This is a genomic window from Vibrio makurazakiensis, from assembly GCF_050337375.1.
GTDB lineage: Bacteria > Pseudomonadota > Gammaproteobacteria > Enterobacterales > Vibrionaceae > Vibrio > Vibrio makurazakiensis.
Window position 1 is genome coordinate 1 of record NZ_JAKJSW010000072.1, and the last position, 19,357, is coordinate 19,357.

Genomic DNA, 19,357 nt, shown 5'->3' on the forward strand with positions numbered 1-19,357 from the left:
GAGTAGGTGTCATAGTAATAATTAATACATACAAAGAGTCCCACTACATTCGGTGGGACTCTTTGTAACGTTAGTCAACACATGTTTGTATTACTATCAATAATTGGTTTACCACCCTCGTTTTTTCGTTGCACCGCTCGAACAAAGCATTGAGGTATAACACCTGACTCTTTGTAAGTTTGGTAATCTTCTCCGTGCACTACATAAAGCCCATGCTGAATTGACTTATCTTCATTAATTGGTAAGTTAAAGAGTTTGAAGTCTAAAATCTCTAAATTGGTTTTAAGTGCATGTCGTAAGTTAGGAGCCCGCATTACAATATTGCCATTCCATAGGCTTATATCATCAAGTTTTTTACGCCCATCATCTTTTCCTTCAAGTAGTGCTTCGCCAAAGACTGAYGAATTTGCAGTGACAACCGACTGTAATGTATTAAGAATAATAGCCTCTTTTGCACCATCTTTAACATTAAAATAATTAGGAATGGCCGCTGCGGCTAAAATGCCCACCACCGAGATCACAACTACCATTTCAAATAATGAGAATCCTTGATTTTTCTTTATTTGTTTATTCACTTTTATAGAAACCTAACAGAACGTTAAATATTTCAATGAAATAACGAAGTTGATCTGTAAAATTGATCGCGTTCAGACTAATTTAACTACGACTTATTTAGTCTATTTATTTATTGAAATGAGAGTATATAATTTGAAGCCAGAATCTCTTGCAACACTTAATGTTTGTGGCAAGGTCTTAGATAAATTATCAATAGTTACTGTTTGACTTAGCTTTCCCGATTGTAGTCGCGTCCATGTAGCTACCAGTTGAAGTAGTGTTATTCTCTGAGTTACAGTCTATCAATGCTGAACCGAATAAAGCTAAATATTGTGTCTTGAACATGTCCTGCTCCATAAAAGTCATATATACAACAATGAGTACCTCTAAGTTTGGCAAGAACTCTTCCGTTAGTGATATCCCATAAATAAAATACAGCGCACCATGAATTGGGAAGTAGAGTGCTTAAGCTCTTTACACCACTTTTTAGGGCTTGCTGTGGGGGCATACTAATATGTCGAATAAAGAAGTCTAGGTGTACAGAGAATATGACATTCACATTGTCAATGCTTTGTAAGTTAGGTTACAAGTTTAAGTTGTCACATTTTTTCACAACTCAACTTATTTACACCTAATTTGTCAGTTTTCATGATTTACGGCTTCACTTTAATTCTATTTACAGGTCATCGCTCCATAAATGTGGGTTTTGTCAGCTCGTGTAAGTATTCGTTGTAAGAAAATATGTACTCTCAATTTACTCGAATTATTACCACCATCTTGCAGACGCAAACGATTTCAATATACTGCCACGCAGTTTTATACACATAGTGAATAGATATGAGCTGTAACATCTTATTCGTTGAAGATGACAACGCGATTGCCCAACTAACAAAAATGTATCTTGAGGCAGAAGGCTATAATGTCTCTGTGATTAGTGATGGTTCACAAGCAATAGATGAGATCAAATTGACTCAACCCGATCTCATTATCTTAGATTTGATGCTTCCTGGTAAATCGGGCGTAGATATTTGTCGTGAAGCCAGAGAGTTCTACCAAGGTATGATCATCATATTGACCGCTTCAGAAGATGAAATGAATGAAGTTTCTCTATTAAGGCTTGGGGCTGATGATTATATGACTAAACCTATTCGTGGCCATATATTGGTTGCTCGAATAGAAGCCCTAACGCGTCGCTATCAGTCTCAACGAGACAACACGATCAATTATGCCTATGGCATTGTGATTAATCGTGAAAATCAAACAGCTTACTATGAACAAAAACCTATATATCTCACCCAATCAGAATTTGAAATCCTCCAAGTACTGGTGGAATTCTCTGGTGAAACGGTATCGCGCGAGCACTGCTGCCGAGTCGCTCGCGGCATTGAGTACAACGCCAATAATCGGTCTATCGATATGCGCGTATCGAGTTTACGAAAAACACTTATTCAATCTGAAGTATTCAGTGTTGTTATTAAAACAGTAAGAAATCAAGGGTATAAGTTGATAGGCAGCCAAATATGAAAATAAAAACTAAGCCAATATCTATGTTCAAATGCTTATATATAGAAAGCATTGTGGGGCTGGTCATCATTTTTTTTATTTTTCTTCAGCTTACAGCGGATTATGTACGTCAAGGCGATAAAGATGTTTTTATAGACACTGCTACAGCTCACTTACAACACTACGTAAATAGTCAATCTGAACCGGATGGTTTGTACCAAAAGCTACGTCATCAAAAAGAGCTTTCATTCTACGACTATAAACTGCAAGTTATTGATCAGGCATACAACCTTCACCAGTATTGTGTCGACTGTGAGGTTTTTACTGAGCAGGAAAGGATTACTGTTTATACTAATGATGCCGATCTTTTTGCTATCGCACTTCCTATTCCTGACTCGAGTCAGTTTCTACTTTTTACCGAAACCGAAAATCCTATTACTATCTCAACCCCATGGTACGAAAATAGAGATAATCACTTCTTCTTAATGTTGTTTATTACCATGAGCTTGGCACTGGCTGCTCTTTTATACCTCCCTTTATATAGAGTAAATAAAAGGGTCAATAAGCTATTGAAAGTACAAGAGGCTTTTGGTCAGGGGGACCTCAGTGTTCGTGCAGAATCGTATCATATCTCTCCAATCAAAGAGATTGCTCAAAGCTTTAATGAAATGGCAGCTGACATCGAAACACGCGTCAAAGAGTCTCAAATTTTCTCACAAGCCATACCACATGAAATACGAACGCCATTAAGCCGAATTCAAATGGCGAGCGACCTTCTACGCAGAGACGATACGAAAAATAGAGAGACGATGCATGACAATATTGATGACTACATTAAAGACATATCTTTACTAACTACCGATATTATTCAGCTTTCTCGTCTTAATAATAAACGCTGTACTCTTTACGCGCCCCAATCTGAGCCTATTTCCTTAGCTAGCCTGTGTCAAAAACGTATAGACATGATGAATCATGACTCGACGATTAAACTTACTATCGACCCTAGTTTATCCACATTACAACCTTATGGTCCGTGCTGCTTTGCAAAGCTCACACTTGATAATCTTATAAAAAATGCAATAAGTTATGGGAACGGTATTATTGAAGTATCACTTCATGAGTTTGACAGTTGCTGGACCATCGATGTTGAAGATAATGGTGAAGGTATTCCCGAAGATAAACGAAATGAGATCTTTTTGGCATTTGCACGTATAGATAAAAGTCGAAACCTTAACAAAGGTGGTTTTGGTTTGGGTTTGGCAATTGCTAGTCAGGCAACAAAAAATCTCGGGTGGCAACTTTCTGTTAATGATAGTCATCTCGGCGGAGCTCGATTTACGGTCGTTATTCCTAAATCTAGCACGTAAGTACTGATACTACTTGTAGTGTAAGGGGCAAATCAGTTGGCATGTAAATCGAGTAACATAGGTTATGCCAACTCTATTAATAATATGAAATYCACAACAAGGTCTTATCTAATAGCTAGCTGTGAACTCGAGTGGTAGTAGCAACAAGCTAACGACAATATCATAAAAGTTGTACTTATTTATCGGCCTTATACGTAGATAAGGCCGTTTTTTGTATCATCTTCAAGCATTGGCTTTCTTACTAGTTCTGTCACTCCAAAAAATGAGGGAGTGACAGGACGGGCAGCGCACACCAGCTGGGGGCTACGAGCGAAATATCGGAAGTGAAAAAGAATGACGGCGAGGATCAATGACGCTGAGAGCGCCGCTAAAGTTGTAAGCAGATTAGGTTGAGACAATAATGAAAGAGAAATAGAAAAGCAGCAGTAGCTGCAAAGACTACTACACGAAGAAATCCATTAATTTACCAGCGCATTCTTATCTCAATAGCCAACAGGCTTCTGGGAATTAGCAATTGCACATGGCTTACAGTCATTCAATTGTTCGGAATTTCTGAACCGCGCAGTAGTCTCGCTTCATTACCTACTTACTCTAATTAAGGTGTAGGCGTTCATTCGAAATGAACGGGAGCAATAACACTAATCTGAACTCGCATTGAAACCTACTACTGCACCCGTGAAATAAGAACCTTGAAATGACTGAAGTACGAGCCGATGGCTATATCGGCTCTTTTATTCATTACGATATTTTGAGGTGGACGCATGGCAACGAATTTTTATTATCAAATTACCCGCGTATTACATCGTAACCCAGATGGCTCTAAAGCCACTCAAGCTGAAAGAAAGAAGATACTTAAGCTAGCAGACAAACAATTAAAAGAGTTAAACGTTCGAAAATTAGAGTTACGGAACCTTGGCCGTAAGCATATCGAAAAGCTTGTACACCATTGGCAATCTCAAGGCTTAGCCGCTGGCACAATCAAAACCAGAATGACCCACTTACGATGGCTATCTGAGAAGATTGGTAAACCTGGACTCGTACCAAAAAGTAACCTTTCACTTGGCATAGAAAACCGCAAATATGTCACCAATCAAAATAAAGCACGTCACCTTTCTAACGCACAACTATCTAAACTCAACGACCTATACCTGGAAGCAAGCTTTCGGTTGCAAGTAGCTTTTGGCTTGCGTAGAGAGGAGAGCATGAAAATTCAAATTAACCTTGCCGACAGAGGTGATCACCTACACCTCGTGAAAACTAAAGGAGCAAGGCCGCGAGACATTCCAATACGAAATGCGAACCAACGCGAATTACTTGATGAAGTGAAAAAATGGGTAGGAGAGGGTTCTTTGATCCCTAAGAACGCCAAATACGTTACTCAAATGAAGCGCTATGAGCGAGCATGTATCAAGATGGGGTTAGACCGAGCGCATGGCTTAAGGCATGCGTATGCGCACCAGCGTTACTTTGATTTGACGGGATTATATGCTCCTGCTGCGGGAGGGCCGTCAACAAAAAGGTTAACAGGAGAGGACAAACTGCGTGACTATGAAGCCAGAATGATCATTAGTGAGGAACTTGGTCATGGTAGGGAAGAGGTGACAGCCGTGTACTTAGGTCGATAGATTTACACCACTTAAATTCGTATTTAGAAGTGTTCGGAATCCGAACACTTCTAAATCGTTATTGGACAGAAATGAGTTTCTGAGAACCAAGAATTAGCAAATCACGAATTAGCATAAGTATGGAAAGTCACTATGCTCACTGTCCAGTATTGATGGTAAACATCACTGTCTTGCTTTGACACAAATCTGACATTGATGAATGCCATAAGCTATCGATATAAACATCAATATATTGTATTATTACATCCGTATTTATACTTATTAGGATTTTCTATGTTGATTCACGAATTTTCGAATAAGGACGTTACCGCTGAGCATGTAATTTTAGCTCAAGCAATACTAGCAGGGACTGCTCAAGGTGATAAAAGTAAAGCACAGCGCTTTATGATTTTTGTAAATGAGATTCCCGATGCGCCGACTGTGCAAAACCTGATCCCACGCTTTAGTCAATTTATGAAGCGCTTTAAAGCCAGCTGACATTCAGAATACGTTACACAGGGATGTGTAATTAAGATCACCAACTCCCCCCTAACTACTACCTACTTTTAAACTCTATCTGATCCTATGCTCGCTCTATATCTAGCCATTGTTGTCGGAGGAAAATAGAGTTTGATAAATTTTAAAAACGTTTCTGGACAAAAGTGTATTACGTAAAAGTGAGCATTAGTCATCCATGAATAACCACTGGTATGGCAAAGTTTGTCATTCGTTTTCCGAGGTTCAGTCAACTTAGTAAGTAATAACATGCATCCAGCCGACTTAGTATTCAGTAGGGAGCAGCTCTCGATATAAAACCTTGTTCTCCACTTGATTTACATCTTCGCTTTCTTGTTGAGCATAGAAAAGGGGAGGAATTGAATACGATCATTATATGTGCAGCTGCAAAGAATGTTCTCCCCTTCAGTCGTTAATCTAAAGAGATCAATATGCTTTTGTGAAGGGGAGGTGTTAATGCTTGAATCGTTCTATAAAAGTTTGATGAAAGCGGTTAAGTAGCTTTGTATTCACTAAAGCACGGTTTTTTGGAAAGCGACTCGAGGCTCAACCTTGCCATAGTGTCTTTGAAAGGAGAGTCGTGTAAGGCAGTGGTGAGGATGTCGTGCTCTTCTGCTGAAAGCAAACTAGCGTGCCTGAATAGAACGTAATCTAATGCTATGTGTAGGTACAATGTTGAGAAGTCAGGCTTAAGCAAATCATGATTGTTATTCAACTGCCCGATAAGTGCTTTAACGCTTCTTTGAATACCTTCCTTTCCCCTAATCGTTAGCACGTTTTGCTCAGCTTCGAAGCGGCTCAGTGCTGCGCACCGAAATGCCACTTCCATCAGCGTTTTACTCATTCCCAATAACGACATGCGTTGAGTGTCGCTAGCCTTGGTCGCTGCTAGTTTTTCAGTTGGGTAAGCTTGCATGAGAAACTCACAGATCGTTAAACTCTCTGTTAGTGCAACCTCATCACTGGTTTCTAGAACCGGAATGGTACTGAATGGATTGATTGTGACCAATGTGTTGGGCGTTTGCCACGGGTCGATCCATTCAAGAACTATTGGAGCATCACACAGATAGGCCGTGGCTAACACTGCTCTGGAGAATGGAGAGGTGTCGTTTAAATACAGTTTCATGAGCGATTCCTTTGCTAAGAATTTATTTGAGCAGTGTTTAATGTCTGCTGTTTAGTTGATGTAAACACAATGCAGAGTATCGATAAGATGAGTGCACTCGCGCTGATCATAAATAGGATGTTATAGCTGGTGAGTTGCGGGGCATAATGAGCCATAACAAAACCAACGGCGCCTTGAGAGATAGCAAAAGCCATTGTCATTGCTCCCCAAGATTTCGTATGGAGCTGTGTCCCAACGATTTCTAAGGTATAGGTTGATACCAGTGTTACGGTGCCTGGAGTAAACATACCGACCAATAAAGATGAAGCAAAAAGAGCTGTTTTACTGGTGCTTAATAGCGGAAGAGCAACCCCGACAGCTTTACAAAAAAATGCAGCTAATAGTGCTTTTTTAAGTCCAAACTTATCACCTAGTATACCGGTTACTATTGGCCCAATCGCTGCTCCGATACCAAAAACAGCCCAGTAAAAACCACCGCTCGCAAAACTCATTTGTAGCTCTCGAACAATATAGTCGACCCAAAAAAGAGTATGAGGTAAATAACCAATAGCGTTAAAGGTATAGGCTAAAAGTACGCAGCTAACACTGATGCGCTCATTCTTAGATAAGGCATCAAACGTCGATGGACTTTTATCGCAATGGTTTGGCTTAACCTCAAGAGCCCACGCGTTCCAAGTCAGGACTGTTGCGAGGAAAGCTATCGCCCCCATACCTAACCATGCACTTTCAACACTTTGGTAGATAAGCAAAGGTATGATAGTTCCTGAAATCATGGCACCTAGACCAATTCCTGAAAATACGACGCCACTGATTCTTGCTTTCATCTCTTGCGGGTGAAGGCTAGTGATCACTGGTGGTGCTAGTACCATGAGTACGGCTCCCGATACACCCGCAATCGTTCTAAGTGTTAAAAACCATTCAAAGGGGGCAGATTTTAAGGCACAACCAAGATAACTAAAGCTACTTAATAACAAAGAAGCACGTATGAGTGTGCCTATTGAATAATATCTTTGTAAAAAGCTCGAAGCAGGAGCTCCGAAGATATAGCCAACCAGTGTCGCAGCGCCAAGTATGGAAGCATCTTCGCTTGAGAACCACCCACTTTGAATGAGCACAGGCATTAATGCTATGTAAGCAAAACGACCAATGCCGTTACCAACTAATGTTGCTGCGAGCCCAGCGAAGGTGCTGCGGTTTAAGAGTTTAACTTGTGACATATTGTTCACCTTCACTTTGGGTACAAGACAACTGTTTAAACAACGCATTGACAGCTCTACCTGCGTCGACGATTGCCGTAGAATTAACACCAGGCCTAGGTACTATGAAGGTGTAAAATTTATTTCCCTCTGTAGGCATACCCAATGCCCAAATGTTATTTTGTTCCATACCGTAGGCATCGATCACATTCATGTTCGGTGTTACATCAATACCACCTGGATGGTAGTCACCATTGAAGTACAGTCTTGTATATTGCTTATCTAAAAGGTTTTCCCAGAGTGGTGTGCCATCGTCCTTTGGGCTGTGCATCGACACCTTGGCATGAATTCTTATGTCGGCTTGCTCTCGTAGTTCAGGCCATACCGTTGACTTGAGAGTGATCGAATTAGTACTCGAACAACTCATTACTTCTGGCGAGGGGCCAAGGTTTAACTTTAGTACACCACTTTTTAGCAACGCGACCATCTCTTCTATTCTTTCTTTTGGTGGACCTACAGCGATTCTATTCATCAAAGGAATAAACACAGAATCAACCCAACGATGTGACTCTTCGGTAAGGCCTTTAAAGTCGATAACATCTCTAATGATGTCTCTTAAGTCACGTAACACATCGCTAGCAGATTTTATTGGGCTACTTATGTTTCCTTTTTGGGCTTCTGTAATGTCTGCTTCAAGGTAATCTATCAGCCAAGTAATATAGACTGCTGGAGACTGAAACGCATAGCTTGGAACTGGTGCTGCGAGTATCTCCCAACTAAACCTATCTCCAATCGGAATTGTTTCGGTAACTAGAATTTCCTGTTCATTCGGGTGTGAGTAGAGAAACTGATTACAGAATTTTTGTGCAGCTATTAGTCCTTGCTTTTGGCTTAGGTAGCTTTCGTAGTACGCATACTCCATGTCTTTTATAAGTAAAGGCAGTACATCTTTTATAAAATTGATGGCCCCTTGTTCTCTAAATGTTGCTACCTTTAAAGGTGTTAGGAACTTAGCATGGTACTGTTCAGATGCTCCTTTTTGATTTTCTGCTCTACTGGACAAAGGCAGACCAGTACGAGAATACGCTATGATCTGGGGCTCGTTCCCTGAAGGTGAGTATTCAAGGCTACCCCCCTGAGTACGGATGAACTTTCCGCCACGTCCAATAGACAGCTCTGACAGAATGTCGCTCGCCGTCAATCCAAGACCTTGGAGAGCGACAGTTTGATTTGAAGATATATATTTTAGTTTTTCTTTTACTGGGTATGGATTGGATATTTCTTGTGCGGTGTCAGGTTTGATATATTTGGCTTTCGTATGCCCTGTAGTTAAGTAAAGGTATTCAACATTGGTGAGAGTGTTTCGGTTATCTCGTAAATTCCAGGAATAGTCATCCAACTTATCGATATCAATAACTTCATAAGGTGAATAGTTTATTATGATATGTGAAGGGGAGGCATCAACAAGGTAGTGAAATACCCAATTCAGATACTCACCAAAAAGAGAACGAGAATAGTATTCGTTCGGCAATATTGTTTTAGGACTCAACTCATCTTGTGGCCTTTCACACAACCATTGGTAAAAAGTAGGCCCTGAAATCACATTTCTAGCTTCACTAACACTCTCGTCGGCGAACATCGTAATTTGAGAACTCACCGTATTTACGAGTAAATGATTCGGTTGCTTGACATCATGACATCCAGAGCCTGGGAGGTTTGGGTCAAAGATTTTGATATCTAATGGTTGGTGGGGGGTATCCATTGAGAGGGCGATTATACGCTCTAACACGCTTAATCCACGAGGGCCAATACCAATGATGCCAACTGTACGGTTTTTCATAGAGAGCCTTTATAATTTTTATTTTATTTGCCAGCATTGCGAGTTAACTAACGCGTAACATCAACCTAACATTTGGCACCAAGCTCTCTCAATAGGGTTATTACTCTAACTTTTAAAGGTTTGATGATGATTTACATTCTTTGTAAGTGTCAGATTGGTCGTTTACATCTTCAATCTTTTCTTAATTGTGGGAGGGGAGTCATTAAATGTGATCGTTACAAGTGCCACTGGATGTTCAGCGACAAAGAATATTCCCCCATCAATCGAYTATCTAAAGAGGTCGTTGGGCTTTTTATGAGGGGGAGTGTTAACTAATACTCAACTTGAATCTGTGTATTGGTCATCATCGCGATTAGCCGGTTTGCCTATGCAAGATAACTAAAATCAATTTGATTTGAGGCGTATACTCTCACGATCTACATTCGGATAACTTTTGGTAGGGCAAACCCTATGAACAGGATGTGAATGAATAGAAGCACTAAATAGTAATGGGGCAAAAGTGAGTTAGTTTGTTTTGTTACTTCTAGTTGAAGTGGGGTAAAAATACGCCTAATATTTTAACCAAGGAAAACTACTGTATAAGTCCACCTTTCGTCCACCCTTAATCCACCCATAAAATGTAGGGACAAAATAGGGGAGGGGAAAGTTGATTGATTTCAGTGTATTGCGCGAGAATTTGAACGTTTTTGAGGGTTCAGAAACGGTGAAAGCCCGATGTTGGTAGCATCGGGCTTTCGAATTTTTAGATTTCTCGAATGGTAAGTTCGATGATCTTATCTATGCAGAAGGCTTGGATTTATCCAATCAATTCCTTGGTAGGGAATTAGATACGGATGAAGTCCATGTGCTCAACTTTAGGCTTGAACGCGTGACGTTGAACATCTTGCGGCTTAACCTTAACTTCAGCGCCGTCAACCACTAGAGTGATTGCTTCGTAGAATTCAGGCTTATCCATTTGGTTGATCACGTCAGTGTGAACAAGTTCGATAGATACTGCTGCTGCTTCACCACCGTAGATTACAGCTGGGAATTTACCAGCGTGACGTAGGCGGCGGCTCGCACCTTTACCTAGTTCAGTACGTACTACTGCTTCAAATTTCATAGTTTTACTCTCAAATTAGTAAAAATTTAGATTCACACGACAATGCGACCTTGTCTGTGTGGTAATGCTCATACATAAACAAGTTCATGTTTGAGCGAGCGCGGATACTAACATTCTCTAATGAGAGGAGCAATAGCTTACGATACTTTTGAACGTATTAATCATCACTTTTCAATCGTTTGATTAGATGTTGGTCAATATGCCACTTTGGTTACGATTTCTGTTTGCGACACCACAACTTGAGTAGCAATACAGGGGAAAGTAGAGAACCCAAATTGTGAATGGAATATGAATGTTTACCTAACGAACGGTTAATCGTCACTACGTTATCTTAGCTCTTAACGAAGCGAACTAAACATATCGCTTATGACGAATTAGAACTGATTAGGGGTAAATTATGGAACCAGTAAGTATTGTAGTTATCACGTTAAATGAAGAGAAACGTATTGGTCGTTTAATGGATGATCTTAGCAAGCAAACGCATCAAGAGTTTGAAGTCATTGTGGTTGATTCTAATAGCGAAGATAAGACTTGTGAGGTAGTACAAGCGTACCAAAGTACTTTAACAGATTTGGTCGTGCATAAGATGGAAACCCGAGGTGTAAGCTTAGGGAGAAATACAGGAGCCGAGCTAGCAAAGCATGAACGTATACTCTTTCTTGATGCTGATGTTCAGTTATCGCCGACATTTTTAGCAAACGCCTTAAGCCAACTTAAAGATAAGAAGCTTGAAGTCGCTGGCGTATACATGGGTGCCAAAGACCTGCCACTCGCGCATAAATTCGGTTATAGCCTTTTCAACGCTGGTCTTGCTGTTACTCAGTATGTTTTTCCTACTGCTGTTGGCGCTTGTATTTTTTCTACGAAACGAGCACACAACGAAATTGGTGGGTTTGATGAAAGCATCACGTTATGTGAAGACTGCGATTACGTTAACCGTGCGAGTAAAACATGGCGTTTTCGCTTTTTAACACTCACATTTGGGTTCGATCCTCGCCGATTAGATCAAGATGGTGTTTTAAAAATGGGCATGACCTATTTCAAAGCCAATGTTCGTCGTGTTTTTTTCGGAGAGATGAGAAATAACGAAATGGAATATAAATTCGGTCATTACAAAGAACAGCAGTAGAAAGGTGCAGGGATGTTTGAAGGAATAGGGCTGTTCTGGGGATCGTTACTTGATGCGCTCATTGGACCGAACTTATTTGTTCCCGGTGAGCCATTTTTTATTGCTGCAGGCTATCAGTTACATAGTGGTATATGGCTTGGTGTATTTGCGGTGTTGCTTGGTGGATTAGTCGGTGATCAACTTAGTTATTTGATTGGTTATAGATTTGGCTTTCAAGCCCAGCGTAAGCTGACTCGACATTTACCTAAGTCACGTAGAGCCATTGCCCGGTGCCGATATCTTATGCATAAAAGAGGGGCATATGTTATTGCTTTTGCAAGGCTTTTGGGGCCAGTTGCTTGGGTCGTCCCTTTTATTGCTGGCACACATAAAACGTCTTGGGGTAAGTTCAGCCTATTAGCAACGTTTGGACTAATTATTGGTGGCGGTCAGTTTATCCTTTGGGGTTATTTACTGGCTTATGGTGTAGAACAGTTCCCATTACTTAATGAAGTAAAAGTGTTTGTTGTAGAGCATCAATATGTTTTATTAAGTGTGCTTGCGACGGGCGTTATTGCTTACATTGGCTATAAGCGAAATTGGCACTTATTAACATTTAAAATCGCGTCTATATTTTTAGCATTTCAACTCTGGGCAAACTATAGCCATTTCTTTTGGTTGTCTGATGACTTTCAAGCGACAGAGTCGGTTGTTGAAACACGATCGATTTCTTCAATTGAACCAGCACAGGAATATAAGGTTTATGCAGGGAAGTCGTTATTTTTCGATGCTCAGGCAGTCAATGTCATGTTTACTGGTACTTCTCCTGATAGCATGATGAAGCAGTTAGGCTGGCTAGAAAATAAAACCTTCTCTAGAAATGAGCTTGAATTTAAAGACTATCTGGATCTAATTAAAGGAAAGACACCACCAGTTTCCGACCTTTTTTGGCAGCAAAGTCCTCAAGATTTAGCGTATCAGCTTCCGGGGAACTTGATGCAGCGTAGCCATATTCGATGGTGGAAAACACAGCGTATCCATCAATCAGGGCAACSTATTTGGGTCGGTGCAATTAGCTATGATGATGGGCTAAAGATAACGCCATATTCTGGCATTATTACTGTGCTGCACAGTATTAACCCAAACGTCGATGATGAGCGAGATAAATTAGCGAGTAATATTCAAACGCGTTTACCTAATTTTGAAGTATCAATAGAACCTTTAACAGACCCAGTCGCACTTAACGAAGCGCATGACTATTACACTGATGGTGGCGTGTTGGTGGTGTTATCTAATCGAGAAGTACAAGGTTCAGTACAGCTTGCTACTAACTAATCTTGTGAAGTTGTAAAAGAGAATAAGGAAACGGCAGCGATTATCGCTGCCGTTTTTGTGTAGTTATATCTAATTATATGAGGCGGAAAGCTTGGTTCAGGTTAACCATTAACGAGTGACTAATCAGGCAATGAATTACTGAGATTTGTTAAACGTTAAAGTTGCTTTTAGCCCGCCCATAGAGCTTTGAGATAGTTCCAAATGTCCACGGTAGCTGTGCGCCATTTCACATACAATATTAAGACCTAACCCGGTTCCTGGTGTTGTTTCATCTAGCCTAACACCTCGTTTTGTCACTAACTGCCACTTTTCTTTGGGAATACCAGGGCCATCATCTTCAATGATCAACGCGATGTTGCCATTAGTTAACGTTTCAGAATGAACACGAATAATACTCTGTGCCCATTTGTACCCGTTTTCTAATAAGTTGCCGACCATTTCGTCTAAATCTGTCTTATCTACAGCGACTTCTAGTTCTGAATCTAGCTCATTAATTAGGGTGATTTCGTTATGTGCGTAAACTTTATCAAAAGCCATAGAAATAGCGTCGACTCGTTCACTTGGAGAGGCTTTAACAGACAAAATATTCATAGAACCAGCCATACGAGCGCGACCTAAGTGGTAATCAATTTGGCTTTGTATTTGGTCAAGTGGCTGACGGAACTTGGTTGAGTCTTGTTCTGGTAGCGTAGAGACCTCGTTCTTTAATACGGACAAAGGTGTTTTTAGTGCATGGGATAGATTCCCAGCATGATTTCGAGCACGTTCTAATAGCTCTTGGTAGTGAAATAATAGAGCGTTTAAGTCAGAAACCAACGGTGACACTTCTTTAGGGTAGTTATCCCCAAGGGCTTGTTGTTTGCCCTGCCTTAGTAAAGCCAGTTCTTTCTGCATCCGATTTAAAGGCAGCAATGACCAACTGACTTGGATACCGATAAGAAGCAATACGCCAGCAAAAAGCATAGACAATATTAACCAAATCTGTCCGGTGATTTGGTTTAGCGTGGACTCTAATGGATCTTCGTCTAAGCCTATAGTGATTGTCACGGGCGCGTTTAGATCGGGTAGGTAAACGGATTGAGTGATGTAAATCAGCTTTTCATCTTTCGCTCCGGTGATCGTGAGTTTTAAAGGCTTCTTTTTAAAAGACAGATTTTTATCCCAAAGAGATCGAGAACGCAGCGTTTGCTCTGAAGTCATCGCACTCCAATACAAACCACTATAGGGTTGATAGAACCTTGGGTCGGATAAGCGACCAAGCATCACTAAATCACCGTTATTATCGGTTTCGATATTGGCGGTAAGTTCGTCCATAGCAAGGCTGAGCTGTTGTTTTACATCATCGACAAGGTAGTCATTGACCAATTTAGGGATCCCTAAACCTGCCGCTAAGATCATGGCACCAAGCCAAAAAGCCGCTGCTAGTAGCAGGCGGCTTTTAAGACTGATGTTCTTTAAATTTTTATTCGAGAGATGTACTGATTTAGGCACGTTAAACTCAATATATTATCTATCAGGAAGAACAGGCTGACGAAGTGAATGCAGTCTACTTATTATGATTCAGAGTTTAGCTGATAGCCTAAACCACGAACGGTCTTGATGATCTTTGGTGCAATTTTTTTGCGGATACGACCAATGAACACTTCTACGGTATTAGAGTCACGATCAAAGTCTTGCTTATAGATGTGTTCAACCAATTCAGTACGAGAAATTACTTTATCTGAATTGTGCATAAAGTAAGCAACTACTTTGTACTCAAGTGCAGTTAGGCTAACAGCTTGCCCTTGCCATAGTACTTTTGAGCTTCGAGTGTCCAAGCTAAGGTCGCCAATTTGTAGAACAGGAGATGCATTACCAGAGGCTCTACGCAATTGAGCACGAATACGAGCAATCAATTCAACCATTTCAAATGGTTTAGTTAAGTAATCATCAGCACCAGCATTTAGCCCTTCGACGCGCTGAGTCAAAGTGTCACGAGCACTCAGAATAACAACAGGTGTGTTGATGTTTTCATCGCGAATCCCTTTCAGAACGGTGAGTCCATCAAGTTTCGGCAATCCTAAGTCTAGGACGATAGCATCCCACTCTTCAGATGTAGCTCGGTACAAGGCATCTATGCCATCTTGAGAAAGCTCTGGAACCCAACCTGCAGACTCAAGAGTCTCAATGATTTGTTCGCCAAGACGAGGGTCATCTTCTACCACTAAAATTTTCATATGGTTACCACTTACTGTTCTTATTATGTGTGAACATATGCTTTTGTTCACATTGGAATTTTTGTTTTTGGTATTGCTTGTGCACTACACTGTGATTAGTAACGAGCTACTTTTTGATAACGTTCTGGAGGTTGCGACCTTTAATCTCGATCATTTCTAACGTAGTGGCGTTGTATTCCACTTTAATGACGTTGTTATCATGTACTAATTTAAGCTCATAGATCCATTCATCATCATCTTCTTCTAGCTCGACTTTTATCACTCGGCCATGCAGTTGAGATTCGATAGCGTCGTATAATTCAGAAAATGGACGAATCAACCCACTTTGAACAGCGTCATAGACTTCGTCTTGGTCTTCTTCAAATTCAATACGAGTGCCTTGCTTGTGAACATCTTGAACCAGTTCGTGGCCATTATGATCATTATTTGCCAAAGCTATATTAGGCAATAACAGGGCGCAGAGTAGAGATGCGCTAGCAAAAGTTGGTTTAGTTAACATAGCTGTTCCAAGGTTAAATCTATATAAAGCAGTATAAAATAATGAGTATGAACATAAAGTGAACCAGAGCGGTTTAGCGATTTTGGAGTTCATCTTCGAATATTTTGTCTCTCATTTTCCAAAAACGACCGGATTTCCGCGCGATCACAAATYGAGGTGGTCGAAAACGATGTTGGTTTGCCACCACTTTCGTGGGCGAGGCTTCTTCAAATGGTCTATGCCGATCTGCTAAGTGTGGTCGGACGAACTGATCTTTGAAATTTTGCTTTTGTTTTTTTGTCGTTAGTGACCAGAATTCATGAACTTGTGCTTGGTTTTCACCTCGGTAAGTCACTTTAAGTTGTGATTTACCGTTTGTATCCTTTAATACATTTAAGTCCATTTCCAAACATTCAAACACTAAAGCGTCTTTGAGGTTCAGTGCTTCTTTTAGCTTCTTGTCAGGGTCAACGAGTGTTGCGTCACATTCATGGCAAATACGGGCGGCAATGTCATTATCTGCTCCACATTCATTGCAGTATTTGGCTCTGAACCGATAGCCACAGTGTTCTCTTTCACCTGTGTCTTCATCGGTGAAGTAGCCTTGGCAGCGTCGGCCAAAGTGTTCTAATAAGAATCCGTTGCTGTCTAGCTTTCCCCAGAAATTGTTGTTGAAGCCACAAGCCGGGCAGGGGATTGTGATAATTTCACTGTCAGAGTCTGGCTTTGGATCGCCAACCTCAGGTTGATACAAGTCGTAGCTGTTCCCAGCATAATCCAGAACGAGACACTCTGTTTTTCCATCAGATAGGCGCAGGCCACGCCCAACAATTTGCTGATACAAGCTGATAGATTCTGTTGGCCTGAGGATGGCAATTAAATCGACATGAGGGGCGTCAAAGCCAGTCGTTAAAACGGACACGTTAACCAAAAATTTGATTTTACCATTTTTAAAATCATTGATGATTTGGTCACGCTCTAATGTTGGTGTATCACCAATGACAATGGATGCTTCATCTTCAGGTAGTAAGCCTAAAATCTCTTGTGCATGGCGAACGGTGGCGGCAAATACCATAATCCCTTGCTTGTCTTTTGCAAGGTGGATGATTTGGTCAACAATTTGTGGTGTGGCACGTTTAGATTGCTCAATGACCATATCCAGTTCTGCTTCTTTATATCGGCCTGTACTGGCAGGTTTTAGTTTTGAGAAGTCATAACTCAGAACAGGAGCGTCAATCATTTTAGCGGGGGTTAAAAAACCTTCATCTAGCAGGTAGCGGATTGGCAGTTCGAAAATACAGTCGCGGAAAAAACGTGGCTCCTCAGAGCGAACTTGACCACGAGTGTGATATTGATAGATCCAGCCCATACCAAGGCGATAAGGCGTAGCGGTTAGGCCCAATACTTTAATACCAGGGTTTATCTCACGTAGATGTGTGATGACTTTTTGGTAGCTGCTGTTTTTTTCATCGGGGACACGATGGCACTCATCAATGACTAATAAAGAAAATTGATTGGCAAACAAATCAAGATTACGCACGACCGATTGAACGGAAGCAAAGACGACCTGTTGATCTGTTTCTTTACGGCCAAGGCCCGCTGAGAAAATGGACCCTTTTAAATCATAGCCTTCATACTTCGCGTGGTTTTGTTCTACGAGCTCTTTGACATGCGCAAGCACTAGCACTCTGCCTTTAGCTAAGCGTGCTAACTCGGCGATAACTAAGCTTTTTCCTGCGCCAGTAGGCAACACCAAAACAGCTGGAGTTTGGTGTTTTCGAAAGTAGTGAATAACAGATTTTACGGAGTCTGCTTGGTAAGGTCGGAGTGTGTACATACAGTATCTTGTGTCAATGAAAGTAAATCACACATAAATAATGTGAAATAGCTCAACTAATTGTGCAAAGGTGACTATAATACCTGACTTAAATCAGATGAGGTATTCATGCGTTTAGATAAATTTTTGTGTGATGCACTAGGTGCAACCCGAAGAGAAGCAACCCAAATATTAAAAACGAAAACTGTTACGGTCAATGACGTGATGGTCAAAAGTGGTGCAACAAAGGTCACGGAAGAGTGCGTAGTAGCGTGGCAAGGGAACCAAATTAAAGTTCATGGCCCTCGTTACATCATGCTTTACAAGCCAGAAGGGTTTGTATGTTCACATGAAGACGGTTCTAACCAGACAGCATTTGAATTATTAGATGAAGTTAAGATGGATAAGCTGCATTTTGCTGGCCGTCTTGATGTTGATACTACCGGCTTAGTGTTAATTACTGATGATGGCCAATGGTCACACCGTATTACTTCGCCAAAGCATAAGTGCCAAAAAACTTACCGAGTTTGGTTGGTTGAACCTGTTGAAGACGACTATGTCGAGAAATTCAAAGAAGGTATTCAGCTGAAAAGTGAAACAGGCTTGACGCTTCCAGCGCACTTAGATGTTCGTGCAGAAAAAGAAGTATTACTGACTATTCATGAAGGTAAGTACCACCAAGTTAAACGTATGTTTGCCGCACTAGGCAATAAAGTAGAAGCTTTACACCGTGAAAAAATCGGTGACATTGAAATGGACGAATCTCTTGAACTAGGTGAATACCGTTACCTAACACAAGAAGAAGTCGATTCAATCTGGAAGTAATCACTTTCAGTTTTAATAGCCGACCAAGGATAGCGTCGGCTGAATTCTTTGACTGGCACTAGGAAAGTTTCAGCCATTGCCTCAATTTATCGCCTTAACTTTTCTGGTTGACGGGATGATATGACTAGTTCGGAGAATTATGAATACTGCTACTCAACGTGTTGAGACCCCACAATTAGGGTTACTACTCTTTTTGATTCTGGGTGCGATTGGCGCGTTAACTCCACTTGCTATTGATATGTACCTACCGGCAATGCCAACGATCGCCAAAGATCTCGGTGTGACTGCTGGTGAAGTACAAATCACGCTGACGGCATATACGCTTGGATTTGCTTTAGGGCAATTACTGCACGGCCCACTTGCCGATAGCTTTGGCCGCCGCCCTGTATTGTTAATCGGGGTCTTTTTCTTTGCAGTGGCTTCTATTATTAGTGCAACTACACATGGTATCGAAGCGTTAACTTATATTCGTACTGCTCAAGGTTTTGCAGGGGCAGCCGCTGCTGTGGTTATTCAAGCTGTTGTGCGTGATATGTTCGACCGTGAAGATTTTGCTCGAACAATGTCTTTCGTGACGCTGGTTATGACTGTCGCGCCACTCATAGCACCAATGATCGGTGGCTACCTTGCATTATGGTTTGGCTGGCGTTCAATCTTTTGGGTATTAGCTATTTTTGCAGCCATTGTAATCGCTGCTGTACTTTGGAAAATTCCAGAGACATTACCAGCTGAAAGTCGGCAGCCGTTGCGGTTTAAGACAACCCTAAGAA

General features: G+C 41.1%; 18 protein-coding genes. 8 read left to right on the forward strand and 10 right to left on the reverse strand.

Translation table 11 applies throughout. The features are described from left to right. Positions 1-74: 74 nt before the first annotated feature. Positions 75-575 (reverse strand): pilus assembly FimT family protein, encoded by a 501-nt coding sequence (locus L4C33_RS10215; RefSeq protein WP_428812336.1) that lies wholly within the window; start codon positions 573-575, stop codon positions 75-77. 190 nt (positions 576-765) lie between these two features. Further along, positions 766-900 (reverse strand): hypothetical protein, encoded by a 135-nt coding sequence (locus L4C33_RS10220; protein WP_428812337.1) that lies wholly within the window; start codon positions 898-900, stop codon positions 766-768. A 492-nt stretch (positions 901-1,392) separates the two neighbouring features. Here L4C33_RS10220 and L4C33_RS10225 point away from each other — a divergent pair, with 492 nt between their 5' ends. The 4 genes from L4C33_RS10225 to L4C33_RS10240 all read left to right on the forward strand — a co-directional run bounded on the left by L4C33_RS10225 (position 1,393) and on the right by L4C33_RS10240 (position 5,527). Beyond that, the gene (locus L4C33_RS10225) at positions 1,393-2,079 is read left to right on the forward strand and encodes a response regulator transcription factor (protein WP_428812338.1); all 687 of its coding nucleotides are present in this window, start codon (positions 1,393-1,395) and stop codon (positions 2,077-2,079) included. Next, the gene (locus L4C33_RS10230; RefSeq protein ID WP_428812339.1) at positions 2,076-3,425 is read left to right on the forward strand and encodes a sensor histidine kinase; all 1,350 of its coding nucleotides are present in this window, start codon (positions 2,076-2,078) and stop codon (positions 3,423-3,425) included. The genes L4C33_RS10225 and L4C33_RS10230 overlap by 4 nt, the downstream gene beginning before the upstream one ends. A 761-nt stretch (positions 3,426-4,186) precedes the next feature. Further along, a complete protein-coding gene (locus L4C33_RS10235) occupies positions 4,187-5,050 on the forward strand; it encodes a phage integrase N-terminal domain-containing protein (RefSeq protein ID WP_428812340.1) in 864 nt (287 codons plus the stop codon). 273 nt (positions 5,051-5,323) lie between these two features. After that, positions 5,324-5,527 carry a hypothetical protein gene (locus L4C33_RS10240; protein WP_004736343.1) on the forward strand — a complete coding sequence of 68 codons (204 nt, stop codon included), beginning with the start codon at positions 5,324-5,326 and terminating at the stop codon, positions 5,525-5,527. Positions 5,528-6,038: 511 nt separating this feature from the next. On the opposite strand, the gene L4C33_RS10245 is transcribed toward L4C33_RS10240, so the two are convergent. From L4C33_RS10245 to rplY, 4 genes are all read right to left on the reverse strand, one after another. Continuing rightward, positions 6,039-6,671 (reverse strand): glutathione S-transferase family protein, encoded by a 633-nt coding sequence (locus L4C33_RS10245; RefSeq protein ID WP_102432327.1) that lies wholly within the window; start codon positions 6,669-6,671, stop codon positions 6,039-6,041. A gap of 14 nt (positions 6,672-6,685) precedes the next feature. Next, entirely contained in the window at positions 6,686-7,888 is a 1,203-nt protein-coding gene (locus tag L4C33_RS10250) for a YbfB/YjiJ family MFS transporter (protein ID WP_428812341.1), read from the reverse strand. Further along, the gene (locus L4C33_RS10255) at positions 7,875-9,707 is read right to left on the reverse strand and encodes an FAD/NAD(P)-binding protein (RefSeq protein ID WP_428812342.1); all 1,833 of its coding nucleotides are present in this window, start codon (positions 9,705-9,707) and stop codon (positions 7,875-7,877) included. The genes L4C33_RS10250 and L4C33_RS10255 overlap by 14 nt, the downstream gene beginning before the upstream one ends. Before the next feature lie 823 nt (positions 9,708-10,530). Continuing rightward, a complete protein-coding gene (rplY, locus tag L4C33_RS10260) occupies positions 10,531-10,809 on the reverse strand; it encodes a 50S ribosomal protein L25 (protein WP_428812343.1) in 279 nt (92 codons plus the stop codon). 397 nt (positions 10,810-11,206) lie between these two features. Here rplY and L4C33_RS10265 point away from each other — a divergent pair, with 397 nt between their 5' ends. Then, on the forward strand, positions 11,207-11,938 hold the full coding sequence (locus L4C33_RS10265) for a glycosyltransferase family 2 protein (protein WP_428812344.1): 732 nt from the start codon (positions 11,207-11,209) through the stop codon (positions 11,936-11,938). Between the two features lie 12 nt (positions 11,939-11,950). Continuing rightward, positions 11,951-13,252, forward strand: a complete 1,302-nt coding sequence (locus tag L4C33_RS10270) for an LssY C-terminal domain-containing protein (RefSeq protein WP_428812345.1) — start codon at positions 11,951-11,953, stop codon at positions 13,250-13,252. Between the two features lie 135 nt (positions 13,253-13,387). Here L4C33_RS10270 and L4C33_RS10275 read toward each other — a convergent pair whose 3' ends face one another. The 4 genes from L4C33_RS10275 to radD form a co-directional block, all read right to left on the reverse strand. Beyond that, positions 13,388-14,743 (reverse strand): ATP-binding protein, encoded by a 1,356-nt coding sequence (locus tag L4C33_RS10275; RefSeq protein WP_428812346.1) that lies wholly within the window; start codon positions 14,741-14,743, stop codon positions 13,388-13,390. 62 nt (positions 14,744-14,805) lie between these two features. Further along, the gene (locus L4C33_RS10280) at positions 14,806-15,468 is read right to left on the reverse strand and encodes a response regulator transcription factor (RefSeq protein WP_428812347.1); all 663 of its coding nucleotides are present in this window, start codon (positions 15,466-15,468) and stop codon (positions 14,806-14,808) included. A 106-nt stretch (positions 15,469-15,574) separates the two neighbouring features. After that, complete coding sequence (locus tag L4C33_RS10285; RefSeq protein WP_428812348.1) at positions 15,575-15,967, reverse strand: PepSY domain-containing protein; 393 nt, start codon at positions 15,965-15,967, stop codon at positions 15,575-15,577. A 73-nt stretch (positions 15,968-16,040) separates the two neighbouring features. Then, on the reverse strand, positions 16,041-17,783 hold the full coding sequence (gene radD, locus L4C33_RS10290) for a DNA repair helicase RadD (RefSeq protein WP_428812349.1): 1,743 nt from the start codon (positions 17,781-17,783) through the stop codon (positions 16,041-16,043). Between the two features lie 108 nt (positions 17,784-17,891). Here radD and rsuA point away from each other — a divergent pair, with 108 nt between their 5' ends. Both rsuA and L4C33_RS10300 read left to right on the forward strand, forming a co-directional pair. After that, entirely contained in the window at positions 17,892-18,587 is a 696-nt protein-coding gene (gene rsuA / locus L4C33_RS10295; protein ID WP_428812350.1) for a 16S rRNA pseudouridine(516) synthase RsuA, read from the forward strand. Between the two features lie 139 nt (positions 18,588-18,726). After that, positions 18,727-19,357, forward strand: a 631-nt coding sequence (locus L4C33_RS10300; RefSeq protein ID WP_428812351.1) for a Bcr/CflA family multidrug efflux MFS transporter, incomplete at its 3' end; no start/stop codon positions are given.